Annotated in this window: 26 protein-coding genes, 2 tRNA genes and 1 pseudogene; 11 read left to right on the top strand and 18 right to left on the bottom strand. The window is 40.8% G+C overall.

Features of this window, described 5'->3' with window-relative positions; genetic code table 11:
* The first annotated feature begins 78 nt into the window (after positions 1 to 78).
* The gene (gene shc / locus IEW05_RS04490) at positions 79 to 1,980 is read left to right on the top strand and encodes a squalene--hopene cyclase (RefSeq protein WP_188536216.1); all 1,902 of its coding nucleotides are present in this window, start codon (positions 79 to 81) and stop codon (positions 1,978 to 1,980) included.
* A gap of 76 nt (positions 1,981 to 2,056) precedes the next feature.
* On the opposite strand, the gene IEW05_RS04485 is transcribed toward shc, so the two are convergent.
* The 12 genes from IEW05_RS04485 to IEW05_RS04435 form a co-directional block, all read right to left on the bottom strand.
* Complete coding sequence (locus IEW05_RS04485) at positions 2,057 to 4,051, bottom strand: AraC family transcriptional regulator (RefSeq protein ID WP_188536214.1); 1,995 nt, start codon at positions 4,049 to 4,051, stop codon at positions 2,057 to 2,059.
* A gap of 81 nt (positions 4,052 to 4,132) precedes the next feature.
* Positions 4,133 to 4,936, bottom strand: coding sequence for an alpha/beta hydrolase (locus tag IEW05_RS04480; RefSeq protein ID WP_188536212.1), 804 nt, complete (start codon positions 4,934 to 4,936; stop codon positions 4,133 to 4,135).
* Positions 4,902 to 5,741: an ABC transporter ATP-binding protein gene (locus IEW05_RS04475; RefSeq protein ID WP_188536210.1), complete on the bottom strand. Its 840-nt coding sequence runs from the start codon at positions 5,739 to 5,741 to the stop codon at positions 4,902 to 4,904. The genes IEW05_RS04480 and IEW05_RS04475 overlap by 35 nt, the downstream gene beginning before the upstream one ends.
* A gap of 16 nt (positions 5,742 to 5,757) precedes the next feature.
* Positions 5,758 to 6,783, bottom strand: a complete 1,026-nt coding sequence (locus IEW05_RS04470; RefSeq protein ID WP_188536208.1) for a FecCD family ABC transporter permease — start codon at positions 6,781 to 6,783, stop codon at positions 5,758 to 5,760.
* On the bottom strand, positions 6,776 to 7,789 hold the full coding sequence (locus tag IEW05_RS04465) for a FecCD family ABC transporter permease (RefSeq protein WP_188536206.1): 1,014 nt from the start codon (positions 7,787 to 7,789) through the stop codon (positions 6,776 to 6,778). The genes IEW05_RS04470 and IEW05_RS04465 overlap by 8 nt, the downstream gene beginning before the upstream one ends.
* Before the next feature lie 10 nt (positions 7,790 to 7,799).
* Positions 7,800 to 8,786: an ABC transporter substrate-binding protein gene (locus IEW05_RS04460; protein WP_188536204.1), complete on the bottom strand. Its 987-nt coding sequence runs from the start codon at positions 8,784 to 8,786 to the stop codon at positions 7,800 to 7,802.
* A gap of 94 nt (positions 8,787 to 8,880) precedes the next feature.
* Positions 8,881 to 9,645: an alpha/beta hydrolase gene (locus tag IEW05_RS04455; protein WP_188536202.1), complete on the bottom strand. Its 765-nt coding sequence runs from the start codon at positions 9,643 to 9,645 to the stop codon at positions 8,881 to 8,883.
* Positions 9,646 to 9,682: 37 nt separating this feature from the next.
* Positions 9,683 to 10,336, bottom strand: coding sequence for a suppressor of fused domain protein (locus tag IEW05_RS04450; protein ID WP_229753258.1), 654 nt, complete (start codon positions 10,334 to 10,336; stop codon positions 9,683 to 9,685).
* A gap of 299 nt (positions 10,337 to 10,635) precedes the next feature.
* Positions 10,636 to 10,878, bottom strand: a complete 243-nt coding sequence (locus IEW05_RS04445; RefSeq protein ID WP_229753257.1) for a response regulator transcription factor — start codon at positions 10,876 to 10,878, stop codon at positions 10,636 to 10,638.
* Positions 10,839 to 10,976, bottom strand: coding sequence for a response regulator (locus IEW05_RS26165; RefSeq protein WP_229753256.1), 138 nt, complete (start codon positions 10,974 to 10,976; stop codon positions 10,839 to 10,841). Before IEW05_RS26165 ends, IEW05_RS04445 begins: the two co-directional genes overlap by 40 nt.
* 142 nt (positions 10,977 to 11,118) lie before the next feature.
* On the bottom strand, positions 11,119 to 12,339 hold the full coding sequence (locus IEW05_RS04440) for an amidohydrolase (RefSeq protein ID WP_188536200.1): 1,221 nt from the start codon (positions 12,337 to 12,339) through the stop codon (positions 11,119 to 11,121).
* Positions 12,340 to 12,365: 26 nt separating this feature from the next.
* A complete protein-coding gene (locus tag IEW05_RS04435; RefSeq protein ID WP_188540721.1) occupies positions 12,366 to 13,586 on the bottom strand; it encodes an amidohydrolase family protein in 1,221 nt (406 codons plus the stop codon).
* Between the two features lie 126 nt (positions 13,587 to 13,712).
* Between IEW05_RS04435 and IEW05_RS04430 the strand changes: the two genes are divergently transcribed.
* The 5 genes and pseudogenes from IEW05_RS04430 to IEW05_RS04415 all read left to right on the top strand — a co-directional run bounded on the left by IEW05_RS04430 (position 13,713) and on the right by IEW05_RS04415 (position 15,797).
* The gene (locus IEW05_RS04430; RefSeq protein WP_188536198.1) at positions 13,713 to 14,603 is read left to right on the top strand and encodes a LysR family transcriptional regulator; all 891 of its coding nucleotides are present in this window, start codon (positions 13,713 to 13,715) and stop codon (positions 14,601 to 14,603) included.
* A 385-nt stretch (positions 14,604 to 14,988) separates the two neighbouring features.
* Positions 14,989 to 15,117, top strand: coding sequence for a hypothetical protein (locus IEW05_RS25895; RefSeq protein ID WP_268238721.1), 129 nt, complete (start codon positions 14,989 to 14,991; stop codon positions 15,115 to 15,117).
* Between the two features lie 11 nt (positions 15,118 to 15,128).
* Positions 15,129 to 15,449: pseudogene (locus IEW05_RS04425) on the top strand (FAD-binding protein); the annotation flags it as partial.
* Positions 15,450 to 15,628: 179 nt separating this feature from the next.
* Positions 15,629 to 15,704: transfer RNA gene (locus tag IEW05_RS04420), tRNA-Ala, on the top strand.
* Between the two features lie 20 nt (positions 15,705 to 15,724).
* Positions 15,725 to 15,797, top strand: a tRNA-Lys gene (locus IEW05_RS04415).
* 136 nt (positions 15,798 to 15,933) lie between these two features.
* Here IEW05_RS04415 and IEW05_RS04410 read toward each other — a convergent pair.
* Positions 15,934 to 17,412, bottom strand: a complete 1,479-nt coding sequence (locus tag IEW05_RS04410) for an Lsa family ABC-F type ribosomal protection protein (protein WP_188536196.1) — start codon at positions 17,410 to 17,412, stop codon at positions 15,934 to 15,936.
* 554 nt (positions 17,413 to 17,966) lie between these two features.
* Here IEW05_RS04410 and IEW05_RS04405 point away from each other — a divergent pair.
* From IEW05_RS04405 to IEW05_RS04395, 3 genes are all read left to right on the top strand, one after another.
* Complete coding sequence (locus IEW05_RS04405) at positions 17,967 to 18,923, top strand: radical SAM protein (RefSeq protein WP_229753254.1); 957 nt, start codon at positions 17,967 to 17,969, stop codon at positions 18,921 to 18,923.
* Positions 18,924 to 19,004: 81 nt separating this feature from the next.
* Positions 19,005 to 19,160 carry a DUF1540 domain-containing protein gene (locus IEW05_RS04400; protein WP_188536192.1) on the top strand — a complete coding sequence of 52 codons (156 nt, stop codon included), beginning with the start codon at positions 19,005 to 19,007 and terminating at the stop codon, positions 19,158 to 19,160.
* A 125-nt stretch (positions 19,161 to 19,285) separates the two neighbouring features.
* Positions 19,286 to 20,443 (top strand): DNA glycosylase AlkZ-like family protein, encoded by a 1,158-nt coding sequence (locus IEW05_RS04395; protein WP_229753253.1) that lies wholly within the window; start codon positions 19,286 to 19,288, stop codon positions 20,441 to 20,443.
* Positions 20,444 to 20,525: 82 nt separating this feature from the next.
* Here the strand turns inward: IEW05_RS04395 and IEW05_RS25715 are convergent, their stop codons facing one another.
* The gene (locus IEW05_RS25715; RefSeq protein ID WP_229753252.1) at positions 20,526 to 20,642 is read right to left on the bottom strand and encodes a YjcZ family sporulation protein; all 117 of its coding nucleotides are present in this window, start codon (positions 20,640 to 20,642) and stop codon (positions 20,526 to 20,528) included.
* Positions 20,643 to 20,833: 191 nt separating this feature from the next.
* On the opposite strand from IEW05_RS25715, the gene IEW05_RS04390 reads away from it, so the two are divergent.
* Both IEW05_RS04390 and IEW05_RS04385 read left to right on the top strand, forming a co-directional pair.
* A complete protein-coding gene (locus tag IEW05_RS04390) occupies positions 20,834 to 21,016 on the top strand; it encodes a hypothetical protein (RefSeq protein ID WP_229753251.1) in 183 nt (60 codons plus the stop codon).
* Between the two features lie 112 nt (positions 21,017 to 21,128).
* Positions 21,129 to 21,659 carry a hypothetical protein gene (locus tag IEW05_RS04385; protein WP_188536188.1) on the top strand — a complete coding sequence of 177 codons (531 nt, stop codon included), beginning with the start codon at positions 21,129 to 21,131 and terminating at the stop codon, positions 21,657 to 21,659.
* A 73-nt stretch (positions 21,660 to 21,732) separates the two neighbouring features.
* Here IEW05_RS04385 and pstB read toward each other — a convergent pair whose 3' ends face one another.
* The 4 genes from pstB to IEW05_RS04365 form a co-directional block, all read right to left on the bottom strand.
* On the bottom strand, positions 21,733 to 22,491 hold the full coding sequence (gene pstB, locus IEW05_RS04380; RefSeq protein ID WP_188536186.1) for a phosphate ABC transporter ATP-binding protein PstB: 759 nt from the start codon (positions 22,489 to 22,491) through the stop codon (positions 21,733 to 21,735).
* 12 nt (positions 22,492 to 22,503) lie between these two features.
* Positions 22,504 to 23,391 (bottom strand): phosphate ABC transporter permease PstA, encoded by an 888-nt coding sequence (pstA, locus tag IEW05_RS04375; RefSeq protein WP_188536184.1) that lies wholly within the window; start codon positions 23,389 to 23,391, stop codon positions 22,504 to 22,506.
* Positions 23,388 to 24,290, bottom strand: a complete 903-nt coding sequence (pstC, locus tag IEW05_RS04370; protein ID WP_188536183.1) for a phosphate ABC transporter permease subunit PstC — start codon at positions 24,288 to 24,290, stop codon at positions 23,388 to 23,390. Before pstC ends, pstA begins: the two co-directional genes overlap by 4 nt.
* A 77-nt stretch (positions 24,291 to 24,367) precedes the next feature.
* The gene (locus IEW05_RS04365; RefSeq protein ID WP_188536181.1) at positions 24,368 to 25,282 is read right to left on the bottom strand and encodes a phosphate ABC transporter substrate-binding protein; all 915 of its coding nucleotides are present in this window, start codon (positions 25,280 to 25,282) and stop codon (positions 24,368 to 24,370) included.
* Between the last annotated feature and the right edge of the window lie 66 nt (positions 25,283 to 25,348).

Here is a 25,348-nt window from a genome sequence, read left to right as displayed (position 1 = left end):
CATTTTTAGCTCCCCTCATTTCCCTCCCCCTATCATCATACAATGATAAAAACGACTTATTTCGGAGGTACCAGGGGAATGAGTAATGTTGTAAGTAAAATAGATGAAGAAATCCATCGATTGTCTGAATCACTGATCCAACAACAGGAACAGGATGGGTCTTGGCGTTGCTGTTTTGAGAATGGTACGACGATTGATGCTTATGTAATCATTCTCTTTCGAACGTTAAACATAGAGAACGAAGCCCTTATTCTGCAACTACATGATCGTATTCTTGCTGAGCAACAAGCTGATGGTGGCTGGAAATTGTTCCAGGATGAAGAGGAGGGAAACTTGTCCGCTTCTATTGAAGCCTATTATGCCTTACTCTATTCAGGATACAGCCAAGCAACAGACGGGCCGATTCAACGAGCCAAACGTTTTATACAATCCAAGGGTGGTCTTGGAAAAGTCTCAAGTATCTTGACCAGGTCCCTCCTTGCCGCAACTGGACAAATGAAATGGCCTGCATCTATTTCCTCCATTCCACTAGAACTTCTCCTTTTTCCCTCTTCTTTCCCCATCAATTTTTTTGAATTTTCAGGGTACTCAAGAGTCCATCTCACCCCCATGCTAATCATGGCTGATCGTAATTTTTCTATTCAGACAGCCCAAACTCCCGAACTAAGTGAGCTTAACAAGCAGACTCACACCAATGATATTGAAGTAGACGAGTTGCATTCCCGAGGATTTCAGGAGATGCAAAACAATATACAAACGGGTCTAAATAGACTTATTGGCACTCCGCATAATATCCATAAAGCCGCCCTCAAGAAGGCTGAACAGTTCATGTTACAACGAATTGAGTCAGATGGCACCCTTTACAGTTATGCCAGTAGTACTATTTTGATGATATTCGCTCTACTTGCTCTGAGATATGATCAACAACATCCACTCATCACTCATGCCGTTCAAGGTATAACAGCTATGCAATTTCGCACTAACGGCAAAACGACGGTTCAAAATTCACCCTCTACCATATGGGACACAGCTTTACTCACCTACGCCATGCAAGAAGCCGGATTTCCCGCTGATCATAGGGTAATTCGTCGTGCTGCTGCATATTTGCTATCCAAGCAACAGAACAAGTTAGCAGATTGGAGCATTCATAATGCCAATATCGAACCGGGTGGATGGGGATTCTCAGAAACCAATACAATCAATCCGGATGTCGATGATACAACTGCTGCTTTGCGAGCAATCCATGGCTTAACATGGTCCAAACCAACGTATCTAGAGTCATGGAATCGTGGATTGAATTGGGTGATATCCATGCAAAATAATGACGGAGGATGGCCCGCTTTCGAGAAAAATACGAACAAAGAAATGCTCACTTGGCTTGCCATCGACGGAGCCAAATCTGCTGCTATTGACCCCTCTGAGGCTGACCTTACCGGACGCACCTTGGAGTATCTAGGGAGTTTTGCCGGACTCGATATCCGGCACGAGTTCATCAAACGTGGAACCAACTGGCTAATTCACCATCAGGAAAAGGATGGGTCGTGGTATGGGAGATGGGGAATTTGTTATATCTATGGTACTTGGGCAGCACTGACTGGTTTGAAGGCTACAGGGATTGCTTCCAACCATGAAACGGTACAGAAAGCAGTCAAATGGCTGTTAAGCATACAAAACCATGATGGAGGCTGGGGAGAATCCTGTAGAAGTGATCGGCACAAGCTATATATACCCTTAGGGGAAAGTACACCTTCTCAAACCGCTTGGGCTTTAGATGCACTCATCTCTGTACATTCGCAACCAACACCTGCTATAAATAAAGGGATCGAGAAATTAATGATTTTATTGCAAGAAGATAAGTGGACGACCACTTATCCAACAGGTGCTGGTCTACCCGGTAACTTTTATATTCATTATCACAGCTACCGATACATATGGCCGCTGCTTACACTGGGTCACTATAGAAGGAAATATGGAGATTAAGAAAATGCAAAAAAGCGGCATCACTGCCGCTTATGTTCAAAATATAGTTGGATCAGAGGGGTAACTCCACCTGATCCTATTCCTGTTTGCCTAATAAAAGATTTACAATAGTATCAAGTTGAAGCTCCAGAGAGTAAGGATCCTCCATTACAAATTCATCGCCTTTTTCTCCGAATGAACCGTATTTATAGACTTGACCTTTCTGAACAGCTGGAAGTGCCTTCCACAAAGCACTGTTTAATACTTGATCTGCCCCTTCATCGTCAGCTCCATATACAAATATATGATCCCCCATATATTCATGTAGAACCTCGAGAGAGATATTTTCAAATCCTTCCTCCATCTTCAGAGCTTGTTCCGTAGGCGGCAACTTCAGCATTTGATAAATGGTTGAGCTGCCATAGTTTCCATTCTCCGCTGCAGCAACAAACAGCGATTTACCTCCGATTTGTACGACGGAAACCGTCTCACCCTCTTTAACGATTCCGGCAATTTTTGCTCTAGCCTCTGCGACTTTGTTCTCATATTCCGTTATCCATTGCTCCGCTTCATCCTGCTTTCCGAATATTTCACTAATTCTCCGGAATTTCGCCAACGGATCCGCGGTAGATAGGCCCTCCCAATAAGGCAAAAATACAGTGGTTCCGATCTTTTGGTAAGCTTCGATATTGTCCTCTATCGAACCAATAATCAAATCTGGCTCCAGATAGACTAACTTTTCTAAATTCATAGGAAATCCACCAAGATCCTCAATTCCAGCCAATACGTCTTTTGAAATACCAGACTTCTCGATCCAAGACTCACCTAGCATAAAACTTCTGACCCCTACAGGAATTATCCCCAGTTTCAAAAGGTGCCCCATATACTGATCAGAAGCTACCCGTTTGGGATCTAACGGTACTTCTATATCCCCTTTTAGCGTCGATACGGTTCTCGTCTTTACCTGTACTGCCTCTTGCCCATTTGTATTTACCTGGTCTCCATTGGCTTGGACAGCCGTATGATTAACCTCGGATTGCGAGCTACCATTATTACTATTTGCCGGACTTGAACAAGCTCCCAGTACCAATGATAAACACAATACTACAGTCATTGCAGTAATTCTAACTCTTCCATGCATGAATAAATCTCCTTCCACTCTTTTCTGATAATGATAATCAATATCAGTATAGCGTGTAGGCAAACTCTGCTGAACGGCATATTTTAACATAGATTGAGGCATATCTTGACTCCATGCCTTATGTTTCCACTCTTTTTTGAAACTAATAGGGGATATTCCCTTGTATTTCTTAAAGCTGCGGCTTAAAGAATGAGCATCTGGAAAGCCCACGTTCTCCGCAATTTCCTGCAAAGTTGCATCGGTCTGTATTAATAATTGCATCGCTCGGTCTGCCCGCACCTGACCAAGGTAATGAATCGGGCTGGTGTGCATGTTTTTCTTGAACAATCTGGATAAATGTCCAGCACTGCATGCCAGTTCTTCCGCAATCATTTCAAGTGTGACGGGTTGACTGAAGTGTTCTCTGATATACGAAGTAGCCTGAGCAACCAGATCAGGCTTAAGCGGTCGTATACCTTGCCCGTGCAATTGCCAAAGCAGTTCATAGACAAGCTGATGAAATATAGCTTTAACATGTAGCTTTCCAAGCCCGGATGCTTGACGCCATTCTTTCTCCAGAAGTTCAACTTTATCATATAGAGGCAGCGGATTATGGGGTGTGAAAGCATACTGATTATGAAAAGGATTTTCGCTTTCCATCCGTTGTTGAACTTCCTTGCTGCAAGGCAACACAAGTGTTGCCTTGTATAGAATTATGTAGTAATCAAGATCGTCGTCTGTAACAATATTCAGACACGTGCCCTTTCCACTATGCAACACATGGAAACGCTCCACTCTATGAAGATTTTGATCTAGCCACACCTTAGAGCTTCCACGTACGACATATAGAAACGCGCTGGTTGGGAGCCGATAGTTTGATAATTTCTCCCCTTTATCCAGCATATTATGACGGACATCCATCACTTTTATGAAAACATGATTCCAGAGCAAGATGTGATCATTCAACTTCATTGCCTTTTTAGACCTCCAATCAACTATGTCGCAGCGCTTGCTCTAGTGATCTACTATATTACATCCCCGGCGTATTCTGTTTTATTCGTGAATGGAACCTACATAAGTAGAACCAAATCGAAACATTCTACTCATCGTTGTTGGAACTACGGAGGCATGATTTTCTTCAAGTGCGATGTAGACTCCAACGGATAGATGATACTTTTGAAGGAGCTCCCTTAGTTTATCAGCATCCTCTACCATAAAACCCTCTTCTTCTCCTACAGTAATCATTATATTATTGTGTTCAGAAGGTGTCATATCCACAGCGAATTGTTCAGCATAGTTCAGCAGCTCATGATTATTCCACCAGACGGATGGACTGGTAGCAAGAAACGTTTGGAATAAATCCGGTCTTGTGAATTTAACCCATAATGTGAAGTATCCTCCCAAGGAGTGACCGTATAAGGACTGTTTTGAACCATGAATAGAGTAATGCTGTTGGACATAAGGCATCAATTCTTCTTCTATAAAAGCAAGAAAGTCCACTGCACCTCCATGTGGTCCTAGATCACTATCCTGAAGACGGGGAGGGTAGATATATTCATCAGCAGGCGCTGTAAAATCATAAAATCTTCTCTTTGTCGTATCCGATTCCTGATGACCTATTCCAATCACAATAGCTTTATCAATATGTGTTTTAGGTGCATTCCGAGATTGAAGATGTACGACATCACGCGCAATTTGAAAATAAGAGCTGCCATCAAGCACGTAAAATACGGGATACCCCCCCGTTGGAACTTCTCCCTCAGGAACATACACCCGTATATCATAGGTGTACCCTGCTTTCTGAGAAGGGAACTGAAAATGATCACAGTGCGAGAGTACGAGTTTTGTTACTTCCATCGCTTTTTTCCTTCCTTTCTCCAATTACATCGTAGCTGTAACATATAGGAGTTCCCGTTTCTGGGTCTTGCATAATTTTCGCATCAATTTGAAAGACCGTACGCATAACCTCCTTGGTCATAATGCTTGAAGGGCGTCCTTGATTGACTATCGTCCCTTCCTTCATGGCAATAAGTTCATGAGAGAAACGGGCAGCATGATTGATGTCATGAAGTACCATAACAATGGTACATTGATGGTCCTCATTTAGCGCTTGAACGATTTGTAATACTTCAAGCTGATGAGCCATATCTAGATAAGTTGTTGGTTCATCTAGCAACAAGATGCTTGTCTCCTGTGCTAATGCCATGGCTAGCCATACTTTCTGCCGCTGTCCACCTGAGAGCTCCTCTATATCTCGTGCCCTAAAAGCCGTAGTATGTGTAATATCCATCGCCCACTGAATAACTTCTTGATCCTTTGCAGCAAGCCTTCCGACATTTTTACGATGTGGATAACGTCCATATGAGATCAGTTCTTCTACTTTTAGCCCAGAAGGAGCTATTGGATTCTGAGAGAGAATCGCTAATTTCTTGGCAATTTCCTTCGTTGAGAGTAATTGCATATCTTGTTCCTGCAAATAAACCTTACCGCTTTTTTGCTGCAAAATCCGTCCAATTGTTTTAAGTAAGGTAGATTTACCACAGCCGTTAGGTCCAATAATCGTGGTTATTTTACCAGCTTGAATCGAAGTATTGAGATTTGCAAAAATCGTATTCTTCTCATAGCCTGAGCTCAACTCTTCCATACGTATGACATTTTGCATCTATTGTCTAGCCTCCTTAAGCCTTTGATTTGACTAGTAAGTATAAGAAATAGGGAATGCCTATAATAGACACGACAATACCAACTGGCAATTCTGATGGCTCAAACACCGTTTTACTAATATAGTCCGAGATGATTAATAGAAACATTCCCACTCCAGCACTGACTGGCATGATCAATCGATGACGAAGCCCTACAAGACTTCTAGCGATATGTGGCGCCATTAATCCGATAAAACCTATGCTTCCAGAAACGGAAACGCAGGCACTAATAAGCCCTACACTGCATAATATCAAAATTATTTTTTCCTTCTCAACGGAGATACCTAGACTTGTAACCGTTCCCTCTTCAAGTTGAAAATAATCAAGCAAATGTGCCTTTCGATAAATAATTACGCTTAATATCACGATCCAAGGAAGCATAGACAACACAAATACCCAGTTGGCATTGTATATACTACCTACCATCCAAACTGCTGCCATCTCAAAATCCTGAGGATTCATTTTTAAGGAAATATACATCGACAGCGCCCCAAAGCCACTATTAATGGAAATTCCCGTTAGAATCAATCGCTGCATATCCATTCGACCATTCTTACGCGAGAAAATCAGGATGAGTGCTGCTGCGAGTGCTCCTCCTACAAAACCAAAAATGGGCATCATCATTGTGGATGTCCAGCTACCATCTGTAATATGCTTCGCTTTCATTTGAAAGAGTAGTAAGAATAGAACAATAGATGCTCCAGCACCAGCATTAATACCTAAGATACCCGGATCAGCAAGACCATTTCGGGTTACTCCCTGCATTACGGTCCCCGCAATGCCCAGCCCAATCCCTATAAGCATGGCAATAACGATACGTGGAAGTCTAAAATCAAAAATGACGAGATCATGCTTAGGGTTAGGGTCGATGCGTAACAAGGTTTTGATGACATCCCATACGCTCATATCAAAAGAACCATTCGTTATATGGAGATAAAATGCCCCAAATGTTAGAAGAAAGATCACGAATAAGGTCAGCACAAAACGATTTGATCTAAGCACTCTTCTCCCCTCCTTTAGTACGAATTAGATAGAGAAAGAAGGGTACACCAATGACTGCTGTGACAATTCCGATTGGCGTTTCGAACGGATAATTGATGAAGCGACTAATAATATCACAAAAGGCAAGAAATATAGATCCGACTACCGCTGAACATGGAATAATATAACGATAATCTACTCCAACTATAAATCTGACAATATGCGGAATCACAAGGCCAACAAATGCGATTTTCCCCACTAGAGCTACCGATGTGCCCGTCAAGAATACGACTGCTAATATGCTTAGCGCCTTAACCCATTTGGTTCTTTGTCCTAGTCCAATCGCTATATCTTCTCCAAGTGAAGCGACGGTTACCGATTTGGAGGTGAATAGTGCCAGTAATAATCCGATGATCCCAAAAGGAATTGCAACCCTTAACATATCAACATCAACAGCATGAAGTTTGGCATTGTACCAAATGCTAACCGTTTGCGAAACTTGATTAAACAATGCAATTGCTGAAGCGATACTGCTTAGGAAAGTACCAATAACAGTACCGATAATCGCCAGCCTAACTGGAGATAATCCATTTCTAATAACCGAACCGAAACCAAATACTAAGCCCGCTCCAAGAGCCGAACCTACCATAGATAAGATGATCATTTGGTAGTTAGACAAGCCAGGAAAAAAGACGATAGCCAATGTAATGACAAACGCAGATCCGTCATTTACTCCCATAATGGAAGGAGAAGCTAAGTAATTTCTTGTAATCCCTTGCATGATCGCCCCTGCCACCGCTAAAAAAGCACCCACCAGTAGAGCAGCGACTACGCGAGGAATTCGAGAACCTGCAATAATATTATGATCAACATTATTGGGATCGAACTCAGTAATCGCTTGCCATGCAGTGAGTGCAGATATATCCTTTGTCCCATATAGAACTGATATTACGATGGCGAGGAGTATGAAGAATGGGGAGATAACCAACATCGTAATTGGTATCCAATTCGTTTTCTTCGTACTCATATATCGCACCTTATTTCAATAAGTTTTCAATCGCTACATCAAGGAACTTAACCTTAGACCAAGCTGTTCCACCTTGTGCAAGTGGATCAATAGCGTTTACGAATACATGATTATTTTTAGCTGCTTCCGTACTTTTGAAGATAGCATTATCTAGCAACTTTTCAAGAGCCTTTGGTGCATCCGTATTCTCAGACGTTTCGAACTGAAGGAAGATATAATCCGGATTTACTTCGGCTAGTCCTTCTAGTGAAAGCTCGGCTTGTGCTTCCGTTTTTGCTATGACATCTGGAATAGTTACGCCTAAATCGTCATAAAGAATAGGGTTCAAATACACGGTTGCAGGATACACGCACATGGAGCCCTCACGAATACGAACCACAATAATTTTCTTATCCTTTAAGGTTTCGCTAATTTTAAGCTTTGCCTCAGCAGCTTTCGCATCGTAATCGGCAATAATGGTAGATGCTTGAGATTCTTTACCGGTTAATTGGGCAAGAAGGTTAAGATTATCTTTCCAATTCGTAGAAATATGAGAGTAAGGAATCATGGTTTGTATTTTGTTCAAAGCACTTACTACCTCATCACCAAATTTCGAACTTCCCAATATAACATCCGGATTTAATCCCAAAATAGCTTCATTATTAGGTGCGAATTTATCACCTATTAGAGTAGCGCCGGCAAGTTCTTTTTCAAGATATGTAGGGATAGCATTAGCGATAGACAATACTCCAACCGGTTTAATTCCCAGAATCGCAGCATCTTCCATAGATTCCAGACTTGCTGCAACAATATTGTTCACTTGTGCAGGTAGAGTATAGTCTTTACCCAGGTAAGTTATTGTTTGTTCAGAAGATGTTGCTTCTGTTGATGATGTGTCCACAGCTACTGTTGCTGGTTCAGTCGGGGCAACATTCGCTTCATTCTTGTTATCACTTCCACAAGCTGCAAGGCTCATTGCTAGTAATACAGTCGTGCCTGCAATAAATAGTCTTTTCATTCTAATCTCTCTCCCTAAAATAGTTGATGTTGATAATTATATCGATAATGATTCTCATTATCAACTATTTTTTTTAAAGGAAGGCTTTATATTATTACTTAGCACCAGGAAACAAAATAGCTAGTCCACGGATAAAATACTTAATAAAATAAGGATCATCGTGAACACCTTCAGGATCAGTCTCGAAGCAGAGTTGCTTGGACAGTGAATGAAGCTTATCACTTAGAATCTGATAACCTAATTTGTTATTGGCCACCATGTTCCTTTGTATATTTTGTTTGGTTATGCCTTCCTTTTCACCGATGTACATATAAGCCTGTAAAGCAGGATCTAACGGCTCTGACGACATAAATTCTATAAAACCTTCATACCAAAGTGAACTAGATAAAAGCATATATTTTTTGAATAGGTGGCTTTTCTTATACATCGCATATAACGAGATAAGTCCCCCTAATGAAGCGCCTCCTATTGCTCGGTCCCAAGGATCTAACGATATTCGGTACAGACTTTGAATACAAGGAATAATTTCGTTTTCTATGGCATCCAAGTACGATGCACCTTCTCCAGCAAAAGCGGGAAAATGATCTGCTAGAGCCGGGTGCGGCCACGGTGTATATTCATCATTACGCACGGTAGAGGATACCCCTGCTAAGACAACTGGGGCTGCAACTCCTTCGCTTACATTCTCTTCGATTTCTATTAGAGCATCCTGAAATAATTCAGCACCATCGTGTACCAAGAGGATAGGAAACAGTCGATCCGATTGATCATGATATTCCTTAGGGAAGTAGAGGGTTATGGACCGCTCGTTACAGAATATTTCCGTAATTGTTCCTTCTATTTGCGGGTAAATTGACATAGGAATGCCCCTCCTTAAAGTAATCTAGCAATTAGGTTTAGAAAAGCCCCCATTTTTTCTTACAGCTATTCTTACGGGAAATATCCACAAATTCACTAACTCCCTCTTTAAATAATTTATTTATTAGGGCTTCCTCGCCATTCTTCAGCTTATAATCAACTTCCTCAGCATATAGTGGAAATAAATTATAGAAATGCACCACTTTTTCGTCGGAAATATTTAAGTTAAAGAAACCTCCTTTATCTTCTACCTCTGGAAGCAAGAGCAACATACCCTGAAATAATGCATCATCACTGTATGCTTTTGCTGGATTACCATTCGCAACTGTATGCCAAAAATAGAGCCAAGTATTATACTCATGTGGAAACTTTGCTATTACTTTTAGCGCCCGAATTGGCCAATAATTTCGTTCATCCTTAAAAGCCTCATCTGACAATTTCCAGGAAGGGGGAAGGCATATCATAACTTCAGCATGTCTATATTCCTCCGCTCCTTCTGGAACCGTCATAGGTAATGCACTCATTCCAGATGTAATTAAAGTATAATAATTCCGCTTAGGTGTAGGATTAACAACTAGTATGTCTACTGTGTAATGATCTGGTACGATTTCTTTATACACATTATTAATTGTACCAACATGCTTTTCAACATGATTGTAGATCTGTTCAGAATATCCAGTCGAATGATCCAAAATATATACCTCCTAAAATGTAGGTTTTACGATAATTGGAAATTTCGACGAATTTGTATAAAATACCTTCTCATTTATGTTTTTTCTTCCTTATCTCACCCTTCTAATCACAGTTTGAATTAACAAAGTGACAACAACCAGCAAAATCGCAGTACCCATAAGCCAATACTTCTCTTCAAAACTCTCTTTGACCATCGAAAATAGATAGAACTTTCCAAGATACTTACTTCTTCCCCCCTATATTAAACACATAATAAACGAGTGGTATCATGTAACCAACCGCTATATTGCCACTGATTCTACTGAAGAACATCCCAACAGCACCTAAGAATCACCAAATCACCCGCAAAGATTACCTTCGATTTGGTTTGATTTCGCATCTCTCGACGCAAATGAGCTGCAACTCTTGCACCAAGTTCTTCTATGGAGAACGGCTTCACTATATAGTCATCGCCACCCACGCGAAAGCCATTAATCTTATCAGCATCCTCAACCTTTGCTGTCAGGAATAGAATGAAACATGATTTCTGATGATTGTACATACCCCAAGTCCATCCATCGCAGGCATGTTGATGTCGAGCAGAATAATATCGGGCTCCTTCCCCGCCTGCTCTAACGCTTCTATTCCATTTGTTAACAATTATCGGCTTTGTCTAACTTTACTGTAATTACATCAATCAAAAAAATGGCAGGCAAGGATATACACCTTGACCTACCATTTTGGTTGTAATCTATGCTATCCATTTATCCGACTGATAAATTAAAGGTATACAACACTGAGATTAAATTGCACCTGAAACAATCTTTCCTTTGAACATCGTAGCTACTGATTTCGATCTTCTCGCAATGACTTCAGCAGAACAAGATGCCTCAACAAATACGAGACTTGCATCGTTTCCAACTCGCGGCCAGATTTGTTGTCCTTCAGGATTGAGTGGTGTCTGCCCGCCCGTAATAAAATGTAGTGTCTGAGCTAATGAACTCTCATCTGCCCATCTTGATACTTCCGCTAAACGCCCCGCTCGTTCCAAGATATCACCATTTCCAAAAGGTGACCAAACATCAAATATATTATCACATCCGAGCGCCACAGATACTCCTCTTGCGTGCAACAAGCCAACAGGTGGGAACTTACGGTTAATTGGTACACTTGTAATTATGGATATCCCTGCATCAGCTAATAGTTCTGCCATGCCTTCTGCTTGAGCCCCCGAGATATCCCCAAGTCCAAATGCGTGACTTATGGCAACCTTGCCTTGGAGACCCGCTTCTTTTGTTAGCTGCGCCAGTCTTTTTATAGTAAATATACCTAGATGATCGGCATCATGTAAATGCAAATCGATTCCAACATTGCTTTGCGCAGCAAGCTCAACCATTTCTTGCAGTGAAGCTTCAATATCACCATCTACTGTAGCAGGATCAACACCACCTACTAAGCTTGCTCCATGGCGAAGGGCTTCTTGTATTAGATTTTTTGCCTTCGAGCGCAGTAAACCGTGTTGCGGAAAAGCGACTATTTCATAAGACAACTTTCCTTCAAATGTTTGCAAAGCTTGTTGAACCTCTTCTAAATTCTTCAATCCAACCTCGGGATAAATATCCACATGTGTACGAACATGGGTAACTCCTGATTTCAAATAATGATCCAGTAATCTTTCTGCACGTTCTTGGGTAGATGTCTCCAACGAAGACAGCACTTCTTTCTCTATTTCAAATCGTTCAAAAATCGTATTTGCAGGTGTTACTGCACGCCATCGGTCACCCAGCAACGTTTTATCCAAATGACAGTGTTTTTCCGTGAACGATGGAAGCAGCAATAACCCTTTAACATCTTTTTTTGGAAGGTCATCTGTAATGATGTCACTAGAGGGCAATATTCTCGCAATTTTTCCATCCTCAATGAACAGATGGTAGCAATCAGTCTTAGTGCCCATTATGACTTCATTCTCAAAATGATAGCCATTCTCTAATCGAGCGTTTGTTAACCAAAATGAAGATCTCATCAGCCATCTACCTTTCTGTAGTAAAATTATAGTGAACCCGCAACGAGGTTTCCTTTAAACAAAACAGCGATTCTTCTTGCTCTCCTAGCAACAGCTTCAGCTGAGCAGGTCGCATCAACTAGCACGAAATCTGCATTGTCACCTACATTAGGCCACATACGTTGACCCTCATTATTTAAAGGTGTTATGCCTCCAGTAATATACCCCAGGGTTTGCCCTAAAGAACGTTCGTCAATGAGCCCGAATCGTTCCGCTAATACGCCCGCTTTCTCCAAGCTATCTCCTTTTCCGAATGGAGACCAATGATCCGTAATACTATCATCACCTAGGGATATCTCCACTCCCTTGTCATGAAGTAAAGGAATCGGTATCGTCCTTCCAATCGGAACTGATGATGTAATTGATATTCCCTGATGTGCCAACAGCTCTGCTACTTCACCTGCTTCTTGAGATGAAATGTCGGTAAAGGCCAATGCATGGCTTATGGTGACCCTCCCTTGCCAGCCAGCCTGCTCCGTTAAGTAAGCCAGACGCTTGAACGTGAATATACCAAGATGACCTGGATCATGTATATGAAGGTCAATATTTGCATTTGCTTCTACCGCAAGCTCCATTACCTTTTGTAAAGACTTCTCTATGTCTTGGTCAATCGATGCTGGATCAACACCTCCGACGAATGAGGCCCCATTGTGTAATGCTTCTCTAACCAGGGCCACAGAATTGCTGCGTAATAATCCGTGTTGCGGGAAGGCCACAACTTCTACAGAAGCTTTTTCTTGATAAGCTTCCACTACTCGCAGGATCGCTTCTAAATTCTTCAAACCAATCGCCGGATCAACATTGCAATGCGTACGAATGTGTGTTGAACCAGATCGCAGCAGCAAATCCAGTAATTTTGCAGCTCTTTCTTGGGCAACAGGCAGTAGACGCGGAAGTAATTCTGTCTCTTCCTCCAACCTGGTCATAATTCCCTTAGTAGCAATCGTTGGTGCTTTCCATGGACCTCCATAGTAGGTTTTATCAAGATGAATGTGCATATCTCTGAAGGATGGAAGTAATAAGTAATGATTGGCATCATGTATAGGTAAATTCGTTGCAATGGGTTTATTCGCCGGAATTATGTCTACTATGAGTCCATCTACAATTTGTATATGGAAGCTATCTGTTTCAGTCCCGATAACTTCACCATTTTCAAAGTGGTAGCCAGTTTCTAATGCGACATTTGTTAACCAGTATGCTGTTTCCATCACTTTCCATACCACTCCTTTTTTCTTCAATACAAATATGCTAACATGGAAATTGCTATATGAAAAATATTAAAATAAATTGTTTTTCTTATTTTTTTCATATACAAGAAAGGTGTGTGTTCAAGGATGGACATAAGACAGCTGCGATATTTCATAGCTATAGTTGAAGAAAGAAAAATCTCCGCTGCTGCTGAAAGGCTCCATATCAGTCAACCTCCGTTAAGCCAGCAATTAAAAACAATGGAAGAGGAACTTGGTTCAAAGCTAATTGAACGAAGCGGGAAGTTTCTAGAAGTAACGGAAGCTGGAAAAGCTTTATATAAATATGCTTTGCAAATGACTCAGCTAATGGAAGAAGCCAAAATGGAAGTTAAGGAAGTCGGAAACGGGATAAACGGAAGATTAACGCTCGGCATCAATACGTTCTCTGTCGTTGAGTTACCCGGATTACTTCATCAATTTCAGGAACATTACCCTAAGGTAACCTACAAAATTCAGCAAAATGAATCTTCCCACCTTTGTAGATTGGTCAGAGACCGCGCAGTCGAGCTGGCTATCATTCGATTACCACTTGAGTTGGAGCATTTCTCCGTGCTTCATCTTCATACAGAACCTTTTTACTTTATTACTTCCACACTACAGAAGGCATTTGATCATGAAGTTTCCCTTGCTGATATTCAACACTTTCCACTCATTTTGCCGAGTACCGAAGGGCTTGGGGTGCACTATTTAATCACGGAAGCATTTTCTCGGTTTCAGCTACATCCCAATATAGTTAGTGAATGCTCCGATATTACGCTTTTGATGGATCTAGTCTCATCTGGCTTTGGCGCGTCTATCGTTCCAGAAACTATACTTAAACGTCATAAAGGATATCCTATACAGAGTTATAAAATCTCGAGCACTACATTGTCTTCTTCGGTCGGAATCATATGGTTGAAGAATCATTACTTATCTAAGTCTGCTCAGAACTTTGTCCATTTACTAAAGAAGAGCATGGTCGAAACCTCCCTTTAAACAAAAACATCTACTATACATGGACTAGCATCCACACAATCGATGTGAACCTCCAGAATCGAATTATTAAAGAGCCGCTCATAACGATTCCAAATGGAGAGCATGTATATTGTTCTGACTATGTTTTCCTTGGTAGAATAGATAAGTATGAAAGAGAGTAACAAGAGTAATACATGAGAATCGAATCACTCGTTCTCCCTTAATGTGGATCGATCAATCTGATAATCGCTACGCAAATGAAGAACTTGTATGGGATACGGCTCAAACATCAAACGCAGGTTAATCTGTAGGCGGTGTCTACTATATCTTAGTTGATACCAATACACTGAAAAGCTATACAGATGGTAAAACATTAACAATGGATACCGCTGTTGGTGGTCCTAACATGGAACCCGGTGACTTCACTGCAGTAGCTGAAGAAGGTGTGAAACAAGGAATTATCACGAAAGGTGACACTTTAGAAGAATTAGCTAAAAACTTGGATATGGAATCTGATCGTCTTACTTCTAGGTAGAAGAGTACAATAAAGCCGTACAAACAAAGGAAGATCCTTTAGGAAAAAGCGAAAAAAGCTTGGTTTATGAAGTAAAAGAAGGACCTTTCTACGCAATCAAAATGCAAATTAGTAACCTAGGCACACTTGGTGGCGTACGCGTTAACGAAAAACTACAAGCAACAGATGAGAATCTTAAACCTATCCCAGGCTTGTACGTTGTAGGTAACGATGCGGCCGGATTCTATGGTAATATCACAAGCTGCCCTACTTTTGAAGGTTTGGCAACTGGCTTTGCTTGGAACTCTGGACGTATCGCTGGTGAAAATGCAGCCATCAATATGAAACAGTAGCTAAATAAACAATGAAGATTGGAAGAGCTTTGCATTTAAGAGGATGCCCCTCGCTGGCATCCTCTTATTGGCTAATTTGTAAAAATCACATTACTGTTCCTCTCCTTTTACAAGCCCAAAATTTTCTCTTGCATTATTAGCTACTTATTTTGTATAATACTTAAGCAACGTTTTTTCACGGGGAATTAGCTCAGCTGGGAGAGCGCTTCGCTGGCAGCGAAGAGGTCAGGGGTTCGAGCCCCCTATTCTCCACCATGAGGACTTCATATTGATAAGGATTGTTAGCTTAGTTGGTAGAGCAGCCGACTCTTAATCGGCAGGTCCAGGGTTCGAGCCCCTGACAATCCATCATCGAAAGAAACCCAAAATCTAGATCTTCCTTAAGAAAACCCCCGCCAGATTTCAAATCTAGCGGGGGTTTTTCTTACTGAAATTTTTAATCTCATTTTGAAAAAAAATTTGATCTTCAAGTTTTCAAATTTAATTACATATATATCGTTTTGGTTGCAATGGTTTGTTGAAAAGCCAGATCATGCTCCACAATAACCATGGTGGGATTAAAATCTTGAATAAGCTCTTCAATCTGCATACGTGAATAAAGATCAATAAAATTTAAAGGTTCATCCCAAATATATAAATGAGCTTCTTCACATAAACTTTTGGCTATAAGCAGCTTTTTCTTTTGTCCACCAGAATAATGCGATATATCTTTCTCAAATTGTATTCGGTCAAAATCCATCTTACGTAAGATCGATTTAAATAATGATTCATTAATCTCATGCTCTACAATGAAATCTGATAGCTGTCCCTTCAAATGAGAAGTATCCTGCTGAACATAAGAAATGATAAGTCCAGAACCTAAATTGATTGAGCCCGTATGTTGTATCGGATTTCCTAAAATTAGTTTTAAGATACTGCTTTTTCCGCTTCCATTTTTCCCATCAAGTACAATTCGCTCGCCTTGTTCAACGGTAAAGCTAATTGGCTTATTCACGATTTGATCATCATACTGAATCGATACATCAGCCAAAACAACCAATTCTTTTGCCTGAAATTCCAATGGTTCTAATTTTAATGACTCGGTTTTTTCCACATTTTTGAGCAGTTTTGACTTTTCCTCAATCGCTTTTTGTTGCCTGGATTCAATGTTCTTTGCTCTCTTCATCATCTTTGCCGCTTTATGTCCGACAAACCCCTTGTCTAACTTAGAACCCGAATTCCTTGTCCCATTTTTAGAAGCTTCTACTTGATGAGACCAACCTGTAGAACGCTTGGAGGAGTCTTTTAATCTCCCGATGTCTTTTTGTAGACGCTCATTCGTTGCTTCTTCATGTTCCTGTTGTCGATCAAAATTTAACTTCCATGAAGAATAGTTACCACTTTGAACTTCTATATTAGCTCTATTAATTGACAGGATATGGTCAACGCATCCATCTAAAAAGATTCTGTCGTGAGAAATTAAAATAAACCCTTTTTTCTTCTTCAAATAATTTGAGACTATCTTACGTGCATCGGTGTCTAAATGATTGGTTGGCTCATCGATTAATAGAAATTGGCCTTCATTCAAAAATAGTGCGGCAAGTAATACCTTCGTTTGTTCTCCATTGGATAATGTACTAAATGGTCTGTACATGACCTCGGCATCAACATCAAGATAGGATATTTCGCGAAGAAATTCCCAATCTTCTGCTTGGGGACAAATTTCTGCAAGGATTTCATAGGTATACTTATTTTTATCTGAAACAGGATAAGGAAAATAATTAAAATCCACCGAAGACGTGATTTTTCCGCTATATTCATAATTCCCCAATAACAAATTAAAGAATGTTGTTTTACCTCGTCCATTTCTACCGATAAATCCAAGTTTCCAATCCGTATCAATCTGAAAGTTTACGCCTTCAAAAATATTGTCAAAGCTGCTTGGATAAGAAAAAGTTAAGTCTTGTACTTGTATCATTGACATGTTAATTCCTCCGTATAAGTTTAATTGATATTATCGACTTATACGGAGCATTACATGTGTAACGGTAGTGTCTGAATTATTCATTTCTTCCTCCCCTTTATCCTACAGATAAAAAGTATCAATATTTCTATGAGAGAACAAAAAAATCCTCCCCATTCGTAATCGGAAGGATTAGTCTTTCACTTCGATGAAAAAGTTCTTTTTCACCAATAGATTCATGATCATTCAAGTGAAAACCGATTTATGAAAAATGATAGACTAACCCTATATTTTGTAGTTTGAAGTTATTCATTTCAAATAAAAATATAGATTAGTTAATCATTGTCCATTCATCAGTCCTCTCATCATTGTAAGTTTATATTAGCAATTTTCTTATTGAAATACAATATCAGCATCAATTTCAATTCCAAATTGAAAACTCTACCCTCCATCTAACGATAATGATCTTTAAATTTGGAGTTAAAAAAATCACAAACCGAAAATAGATAAAGCTTTATAATCCTAAAGGTTGAATGTTTTCAAATACACATCATTCTCAGGAGGACTTTAAAACTATGAACAATATAAAATATAAATTTCTTGAGTTAGAAAAGCCTGTTACATATGAGCTAGAGGCACTCGAGGTCGGTGTTACCTCCAATTGTAATTTTCGTTGCGATTATTGCTGCGCATATAATAGAAACGATGGAGAATCCATTGACGGTAAAGAAGTTATTCGTATACTCGAAGAGATCCCAACGATCAAGCGAGTACGACTGTCTGGTGGCGAGGTAACCCTCAAGTTTCAAGACTGTGTAGAGATTGTTGCCTATTGTCGCTCCAAAGGGATTGAAACTCAGTTAAACTCTAATGGTAGCTTACTTAATCCCGAACGGATTCAGCAATTAGCGAACGCCGGATTAACGACCATTCATTTCTCCTTTAACTTCACTACTGCTGAGAGTCATTCTAACTACTATAATGTACATCCAAGTGTTTATGATAAGATATGTCGTAATATTGCCATGTGCGCGACAACTAGCATCGATACGGTTCTCGAAACTCTTCTATTCGCCGAGACTGAGCATAATATGCAGGCCATTAGCGAAAAGGTGTACCAATTAGGTGTGCGCACCCATGAAATTCAGAATAGTATCATCATGGATCACACGGGCTGGAAGGCGATCGCCGCTCGCGATGCGTTGAAACAAGCAGTACATGATTTAATTCAACACAAGAAGGAGGACACCGTTCTCTACTTTACGTGTATGGATCGTTTTGCTGAAGCACTTGGATTTGAAGAACAGCCTGGGGTATACTTCCCCCACTGTATCGAAGGGATGAAACAACTTCATTTACACGGTAATGGCGATATACTCATTTCTGAGCTGTGTCATCCGATCATCATCGGAAATATATATCAAGGCACATCATTAAAAGATATCTACTCCAACATGCCTGCCCCACTTGAACAATATCTTGAGAAACGGCCTTGTCCGGCACTTGATGCCTTATTTCCGCAAGGCGTGTGATTCTTCCATAGTTCATCCTAAATGTATATCCCCCCCATATCCTGATCATCCTAGTTAATAAGGTAAGGGGGTGAACCAACTATGGCAAAAGATGTTCTTTGCGAGGTAAACAATTGTAATTATTGGGCAGCTGGAAATAAATGCGCTGCTTCCTCCATTTATGTAGTAAGTCATCAGGGAAAGCACGCCAAGAATTCAGCAGAGACCGACTGCAAAACTTTCGAACCAAAAATTTAGACTTCCCTTAAGAAAACCCCGCCAGATTTCAAATCAAGCGGGGATTTTTTTCGATTCTATATTCAAAAAGATCATACGTTCGCATATAATGAGAATAAATACCATAAGGGGCAGGTTTAATCATTATGAGTATACGGATAAGCAAAGAGCAAGCAAGACGGTTTCTAATACATTACCACTTTCTAGACCGTGATATCTTATCGGGTACTTCAGGTGTAATGGATTATATGAACAGGGTACGTTGTATTCAATATGATCCGCTTAATGTTGTCGGCCAAAATCAGGATCTAATATTACAATCACGTATTAGCAATTATCGTCCTGACCAACTACGAGAGCTGTTGTATACTGACTATCAGCTGATTGACCAATGGGACAAGAACATGTCAATCTGCCTCGCTGAAGATTGGCCTTATTTCTCAAGATTCAGGGCGAAGTACATACCTTGGTGCAACCAACATAGAGATATTATTGAAGCGATTGTGAAGAAAATAACGACCCAAGGCGCCTGTTGCTCTTCAGACTTTGAATTTGAAGACAAGGTCGATTGGCACTATGGAGAGACAAGAATGGCTAGGGCTGCCCTCGAGGGAATGTATTATGCGGGTGAGCTTGTAATTCATCATAAGGTTCGCACTCGGAAATATTACGACCTCGCGGAGCGCCATATAACCACAAGTGTTCTTCATAGTCCTGAACCAAACGCTACCGAACAAGACTTCTTCGACTGGTTTGTACTGAGAAGAATCGATAGTATTGGTTTGCTATGGAATCGTCCAAGTGATGCATGGCTTGGCATTCAGCCCTCCATTGGCAGTGGTTTTAAGAGTAAAGAGCGAAACGAAGCCTTTAGCCGTCTACTTACTAATCATAAAATCGTGGAAGTTACCATAGAAAATATGACTTTTCCTCTATACATTCGTTCTGAGAATTTGCCTATGCTAGAAGGCATTACCAAACAAGATGCTCTGAGCAAGCCCCACGTCAGGATTCTGGCACCTCTAGATAACCTGCTCTGGGACCGAAATTTGATTAAGGAATTATTTAATTTCGAATATCGCTGGGAAGTTTATAAGCCTGCAGTGGACCGTCAATATGGTTATTATGTATTACCAGTACTATATGGCGATCAATTAATCGCTAGGTTTGAACCAGAGAAACACCATCAAAATGGTAAATCCGTGATCAAGAATTGGTGGTGGGAGAAAGACCTTCACATAGAATCATCTTTAGAGCTTGCAGTACAAGAAGGTATGCAACGCTTTGGTAAATATTTAATTTAAAATAGATAAATATAACAAAATAAAAAGGCCCGGCAAAATGATTTGCTGGACCTTTTTTTTCACGCAGGGTGTCTTTGTAACACTAGATAAGGCACGCTCTTGATACGATTACAAGAAGAATGAACAAAACCAATATTACCCCTGTAGAAGTCCATAATCCTGCTCCTCCGACAATACCTTCGTTACAACATCCCGACATTGTATTCCCTCCCTTTTCAGAAGTATAGACCATCATATTAGGGCATAGCCTTTTCAGTCACGGCACTTGTTGAGCTACAAAAAATATAAGCTTAACAGCATTGCTACCAACATTATGATGTTGTCTGCCTACTCCAGATGTTCCATCATTGCATATGATGTAGCTAATACAATTCAATGCAGGTGATATCCTTGCCAAGAAGGAACAATATTTTAGAAGATGAAGAATTTAATTTAGTTAATAATGACTTAACGGCCGAGGACCTAGCTATTATCGCCGCGGGTCTTCAAGTACTTGGGGATTTATTCGCATTTTATTCTTTGCTTAAAGAACGTGAAGATACGGAGAAGAAAGGTAAAAAGAAAAAATCTTAAAAAGGCGTTTAGAGCGGATGAACTCTAGCGCCTTTTTTGTAGGCACCTCCCTATAGGCTATCGCATACGATACGGTATGAGAAAAAAATGACTTAGTGGAGGTAATAAACTTATGTCTTTACAAGGGCAAGGTCAAAGCCAAGGGCAAGGTCAAGTTATTTATAGAGCCGATGATAATTCAATTAAAGCCATGCAAGGAGTTAAAAATAAGGTCCATCAACTTGGAAATCAATATGCTAATCATCCGGTACGTGTTCAAACTGTAGATGGAATCACTTATGAAGGTAGACTATCTCATATGGATGGCGACCATATGTTCATAATTATCCCTGGTCATGGAGGGCAACATGGCGGACATCATGATGGACAGTATTGGAACTGGGGCCATCAAGATGGGCACCATGGAGGGCAGTATTGGAATTGGGGGCATCAAGACGGGCACCATCATCATGGAGGATATCCTATGCCGGGACATCAAGGGGGCCAAGGGCATCATGGAGGGCAGTATCCCGGACTAGGACAACAAGGTCATCAACCACATTACCGTGCTTTCTTCGGTGGACCTGGTTTTGGCGGTCCTGGCTTTAATGACGTTATTCTACCACTCGTTCTCTATAACCTTCTCGTTATCTCCTTACTGTAATCTAAATATATTCAACATTAAATAACCCGGGCTGCTTCATAAGCAACCCGGGTTATTCCATAATTGACATTAATTATCCAAATCTCCCTGAGATATAATCAGACGTACGTTTCTCAGAAGGGTTCGTAAACATCTTGCTAGTATCACCATATTCCACAAGATCACCCATCAAGAAGAAAGCCGTCTTCTCAGATACACGGGCAGCTTGCTGCATATTGTGTGTTACGATAATAATACAGAACTCCTGCTTTAAATCGGCAATGAGCTCTTCAATTTTGGCACTAGAGACGGGATCAAGCGCTGAAGCAGGTTCATCCATTAAGATAATGCTTGGACTAACGGCAATTGATCTAGCAATACATAGACGTTGTTGCTGTCCCCCTGATAACGAAAGCGCCGACTTGTTCAGTCGATCTTTCGTCTCATCCCATAATGCTGCTTTTCTCAATGATTCCTCGACAATCTGATCCAGCTTCTTCTTATTCTTAATTCCATGATAACGTGGTCCAAAGGCGATATTCTCATATATGGACTTATGAAAAGGATTAGGACGCTGCCATACCATGCCGATTTTCTGCCGAAGCAGAACGACATCTGTCTTGGGGTCATTTACATTCTCATCCCCAATCCAAATTTCTCCGGTAATCCGGGCTCCGTCAATCAAATCATTCATCCGATTTAAGCTCCGAAGGAATGTTGATTTACCACAGCCTGAAGGCCCTATTAAAGCCGTTACCTGCTTTGCAGCAAAATCAAGCGATATATTCTTTACAGCTTGCTTCTCTCCATAGAATACGCTCAAATCTTTGGCCGACAATTCAATATTCTGCATATGATAGCCCTCCTATTTCGTGGCCGTAAATTTCTTGTGCATTAAACGCCCGATATAGCGCGCTAGTAGATTGAAGATCAATACGGTTAATATCAACACAGCTGAAGCTCCTGCGGCAATTTCCGGCGCATCTGGGGCCAAGCCCTCGGAATTGATCTTCCAAATATGAACGGCCAGCGTTTCTGCGGGACGAAAAGGATTTAACGGTGACGTAGGACTTAGCGGGTTCCAGTTCCCGAAATCCAGTCTTGGACTACTCATACCTGCAGTAAATAACAGTGCCGCAGCTTCTCCAAATACGCGACCAGCAGATAATATCGTACCTGTTATAATGATTGGCAAGGCAATCGGTAGCATAATCGATTTGATCGTTTTCCATTTAGACAAGCCCAAAGCCAAACTAGCCTCTTTCTGTGCCAGAGGAACACTAGCCATAGCCTGCTCTGTGATACGAACCATCAACGGTAAATTAAATACCGTTAACGCAAGTGCGCCAGAGAATAATGAGAATCCAAAACCAAATATATTAACAATAACGAGTAAGCCGAACAAACCAACGACGATCGAAGGAAACGAGGATAACACTTCAACAATCAAACGGATAAAATTCGTAACCTTCCCTGGTTTTGAATACTGACTCATATAAATACCTGCGCCCAAACCGAGTGGGATCGTAATAATCATCGTTAAAACAAGTAGAAACAAAGAGTTAAATAATTGAGGGCCTATTCCTCCACCCGCCTTAATCGTTTGCGGTGCGGAAGTCAGGAAATCCCAACTGATATGTCCTACTCCGCGAAATAGAATGAAGCCAAGCAAGCCCGCCATAATCAGGACGATAACTCCTGCAAATGTGATGATGACCGCTGTCGCTACTTTATCTGCAGTTTTTGCACTCATCGTTTTGCCCTCCTCTCAAGCCAACGAACTGTAAATACGAAGATGAACGTCATCGCCATAAGAATGAGCGCAAGGGTCCACAGTACATTGTTCTGAATGGATCCCATAACGGTATTTCCCATACTTAAAGTGATGACACTTGTTAGTGTCGACGTTGATTCAAAGAGGGAAGTCGGAATATGAGGTGCATTCCCGATAACCATTTGAACTGCAAGAGCTTCCCCGAATGCACGCGCCATACCAAGCACAACCCCTGTCATTAACGCAGGCATTGTTGTAGGAAGCACTGTACGATATAGCGTCTGCCATCTGGTTGCTCCCAAAGCATAAGATCCCTCTTTAAGTCCTGGAGGAAGAGCAGAAAGTGCATCTGTCGCAATCGAAGTAATCGTAGGTAGGATCATAATAGACAAAACTGTAGCTCCAGCAACAATCCCCAGTCCTTGTCCAGGAAATATATCTCTATAGAAGGGTACTATTACACTTAATCCAACAAACCCGTAAACGACAGATGGTATGCCAGCAAGAAGTTCAATAACAGGTTGCAAATATTTCTTTCCGTATTTAGGCATAATTTCAACCATAAACAATGCTGCACATATACCAAGTGGAGCAGCAATGAGCGCGGCTAATATCGATGTGCTGAACGAGCCGATGATAAAAGGCAATGCTCCAAACAACGCTGGTTCTCCATCGGGTTTCCACTGTGTTCCTCCGAATATTTCACCAAAGCTGATCCCATTTACAAAGAATGAGCTTAATCCTTTAGATGCTACAAAAAAAACCATTGAGAAAATCGTTACAATCAGAAAAGTGATACATAACGAAGTATATATTTTACCGGTCCATTCCTCTATAATATGCGGTTGTACCTTTTTCTTTCCGCCGGACTGAGCCATGAAACCTCTCCCTTTACACAGCACAGAAAGAGGCAGAAGGTTCCGCCTCTCTCCTTACTATATGATGTTATGCATTATTATTTAGTGATGTTTCCATCCACATCGCGTTTAACTTGCATTTGGCTTGCTGGGATATATCCCAATTCAACCACATCAGCATTTTGAACTTCATCAGATGCAATGAAATCAAGGAATGCTTTTACTACTTCACTTGCCTCGCCTTTTGTGTACATATGTTCATATGCCCACACAGGATAAGTTCCATTGGCTACATTATCAACAGTTGCTTCTACACCTTCGTACTTCACTTCTTTAACTGAATCATCTAGATAGGAAAGAGCAAGATATCCGATAGCTCCAGGTGTTTCACTAACTAGCTTCTTAACCGTACCGGAAGAATCTTCTTGAATTGCACCTTTAAGATCTTCTGTCTTTGTTCCAAGCGCATATTTCTCAAATGTTGCCCGAGTACCGGAGCTGGATGGTCTATTGATGATTTGGATCGCTTGATCATTACCACCAACTTCACTCCAGTTCGTTACCTTACCGGTAAAAATTTGGACTAGTTGATCTTTTGTCAAGTTATCAACATTCACATCTGGATTAATAACTGTAGCCATAGCAACAACTGCTACCTGATGGTCAACTAATTCACCCGCTTCAGCCGCTTCTAGCTTTTCCTCAGCGAATACGTCAGAGTTACCAATGTCAGCTTGCCCTCCAGAGACTTGAGTCAGCCCAGTTCCACTGCCTCCACCTTGCACTTGGATAGACACCTTCGGATTTAAATCCATGAACTTTTGAGAAGCTTGATCAACCAGTGGTTGAAGTGCAGAAGAACCGACAGCTAGAATCGACCCGGACAACTCGGAACCTGTAGAATTTCCTCCATTCGATCCTGAAGTATTATTCTTTGCAGTGTTGTTTTGACCGCATGCGGCCAATGTGAAAGTAAGGATCAGTGTCAAAACCAACATCAAACTCTTTTTCATTTCTTAGGTATCCCCCTTATTTGTTTGTACAATACCAATTATATAAACGGAATATAAACTCTCTGT

The organism is Paenibacillus segetis (assembly GCF_014639155.1).
GTDB classification, from domain to species: domain Bacteria; phylum Bacillota; class Bacilli; order Paenibacillales; family Paenibacillaceae; genus Fontibacillus; species Fontibacillus segetis.
The sequence above is the reverse complement of the archived record's forward strand: the minus strand, read 5'-3'. Positions and strand labels throughout refer to the sequence as shown.

Excerpts from the sequence above, each read along its gene's own strand:
- pstB (WP_188536186.1), bottom strand. The coding sequence starts at position 22,491 with ATGCAGAATATTGAATTGTCGGCCAAAGATTTGAGCGTATTCTATGGA.
- IEW05_RS25715 (WP_229753252.1), bottom strand. The coding sequence starts at position 20,642 with ATGTCGGGATGTTGTAACGAAGGTATTGTCGGAGGAGCAGGATTATGG.
- IEW05_RS04400 (WP_188536192.1), top strand. The coding sequence starts at position 19,005 with ATGGCAAAAGATGTTCTTTGCGAGGTAAACAATTGTAATTATTGGGCA.
- IEW05_RS04445 (WP_229753257.1), bottom strand. The coding sequence starts at position 10,878 with ATGTACAATCATCAGAAATCATGTTTCATTCTATTCCTGACAGCAAAG.
- IEW05_RS04440 (WP_188536200.1), bottom strand. The coding sequence starts at position 12,339 with ATGAGATCTTCATTTTGGTTAACAAACGCTCGATTAGAGAATGGCTAT.
- IEW05_RS04405 (WP_229753254.1), top strand. The coding sequence starts at position 17,967 with ATGAACAATATAAAATATAAATTTCTTGAGTTAGAAAAGCCTGTTACA.
- pstA (WP_188536184.1), bottom strand. The coding sequence starts at position 23,391 with ATGAGTGCAAAAACTGCAGATAAAGTAGCGACAGCGGTCATCATCACA.
- IEW05_RS04460 (WP_188536204.1), bottom strand. The coding sequence starts at position 8,786 with ATGAAAAGACTATTTATTGCAGGCACGACTGTATTACTAGCAATGAGC.
- IEW05_RS04485 (WP_188536214.1), bottom strand. The coding sequence starts at position 4,051 with ATGAAGTTGAATGATCACATCTTGCTCTGGAATCATGTTTTCATAAAA.
- shc (WP_188536216.1), top strand. The coding sequence starts at position 79 with ATGAGTAATGTTGTAAGTAAAATAGATGAAGAAATCCATCGATTGTCT.
- IEW05_RS04480 (WP_188536212.1), bottom strand. The coding sequence starts at position 4,936 with ATGGAAGTAACAAAACTCGTACTCTCGCACTGTGATCATTTTCAGTTC.
- IEW05_RS04455 (WP_188536202.1), bottom strand. The coding sequence starts at position 9,645 with ATGTCAATTTACCCGCAAATAGAAGGAACAATTACGGAAATATTCTGT.
- IEW05_RS04395 (WP_229753253.1), top strand. The coding sequence starts at position 19,286 with ATGAGTATACGGATAAGCAAAGAGCAAGCAAGACGGTTTCTAATACAT.
- IEW05_RS04365 (WP_188536181.1), bottom strand. The coding sequence starts at position 25,282 with ATGAAAAAGAGTTTGATGTTGGTTTTGACACTGATCCTTACTTTCACA.
- pstC (WP_188536183.1), bottom strand. The coding sequence starts at position 24,290 with ATGGCTCAGTCCGGCGGAAAGAAAAAGGTACAACCGCATATTATAGAG.
- IEW05_RS04435 (WP_188540721.1), bottom strand. The coding sequence starts at position 13,586 with ATGGAAACAGCATACTGGTTAACAAATGTCGCATTAGAAACTGGCTAC.
- IEW05_RS04385 (WP_188536188.1), top strand. The coding sequence starts at position 21,129 with ATGTCTTTACAAGGGCAAGGTCAAAGCCAAGGGCAAGGTCAAGTTATT.
- IEW05_RS04465 (WP_188536206.1), bottom strand. The coding sequence starts at position 7,789 with ATGAGTACGAAGAAAACGAATTGGATACCAATTACGATGTTGGTTATC.
- IEW05_RS25895 (WP_268238721.1), top strand. The coding sequence starts at position 14,989 with ATGGAACCCGGTGACTTCACTGCAGTAGCTGAAGAAGGTGTGAAACAA.
- IEW05_RS04430 (WP_188536198.1), top strand. The coding sequence starts at position 13,713 with ATGGACATAAGACAGCTGCGATATTTCATAGCTATAGTTGAAGAAAGA.
- IEW05_RS04410 (WP_188536196.1), bottom strand. The coding sequence starts at position 17,412 with ATGTCAATGATACAAGTACAAGACTTAACTTTTTCTTATCCAAGCAGC.
- IEW05_RS04475 (WP_188536210.1), bottom strand. The coding sequence starts at position 5,741 with ATGCAAAATGTCATACGTATGGAAGAGTTGAGCTCAGGCTATGAGAAG.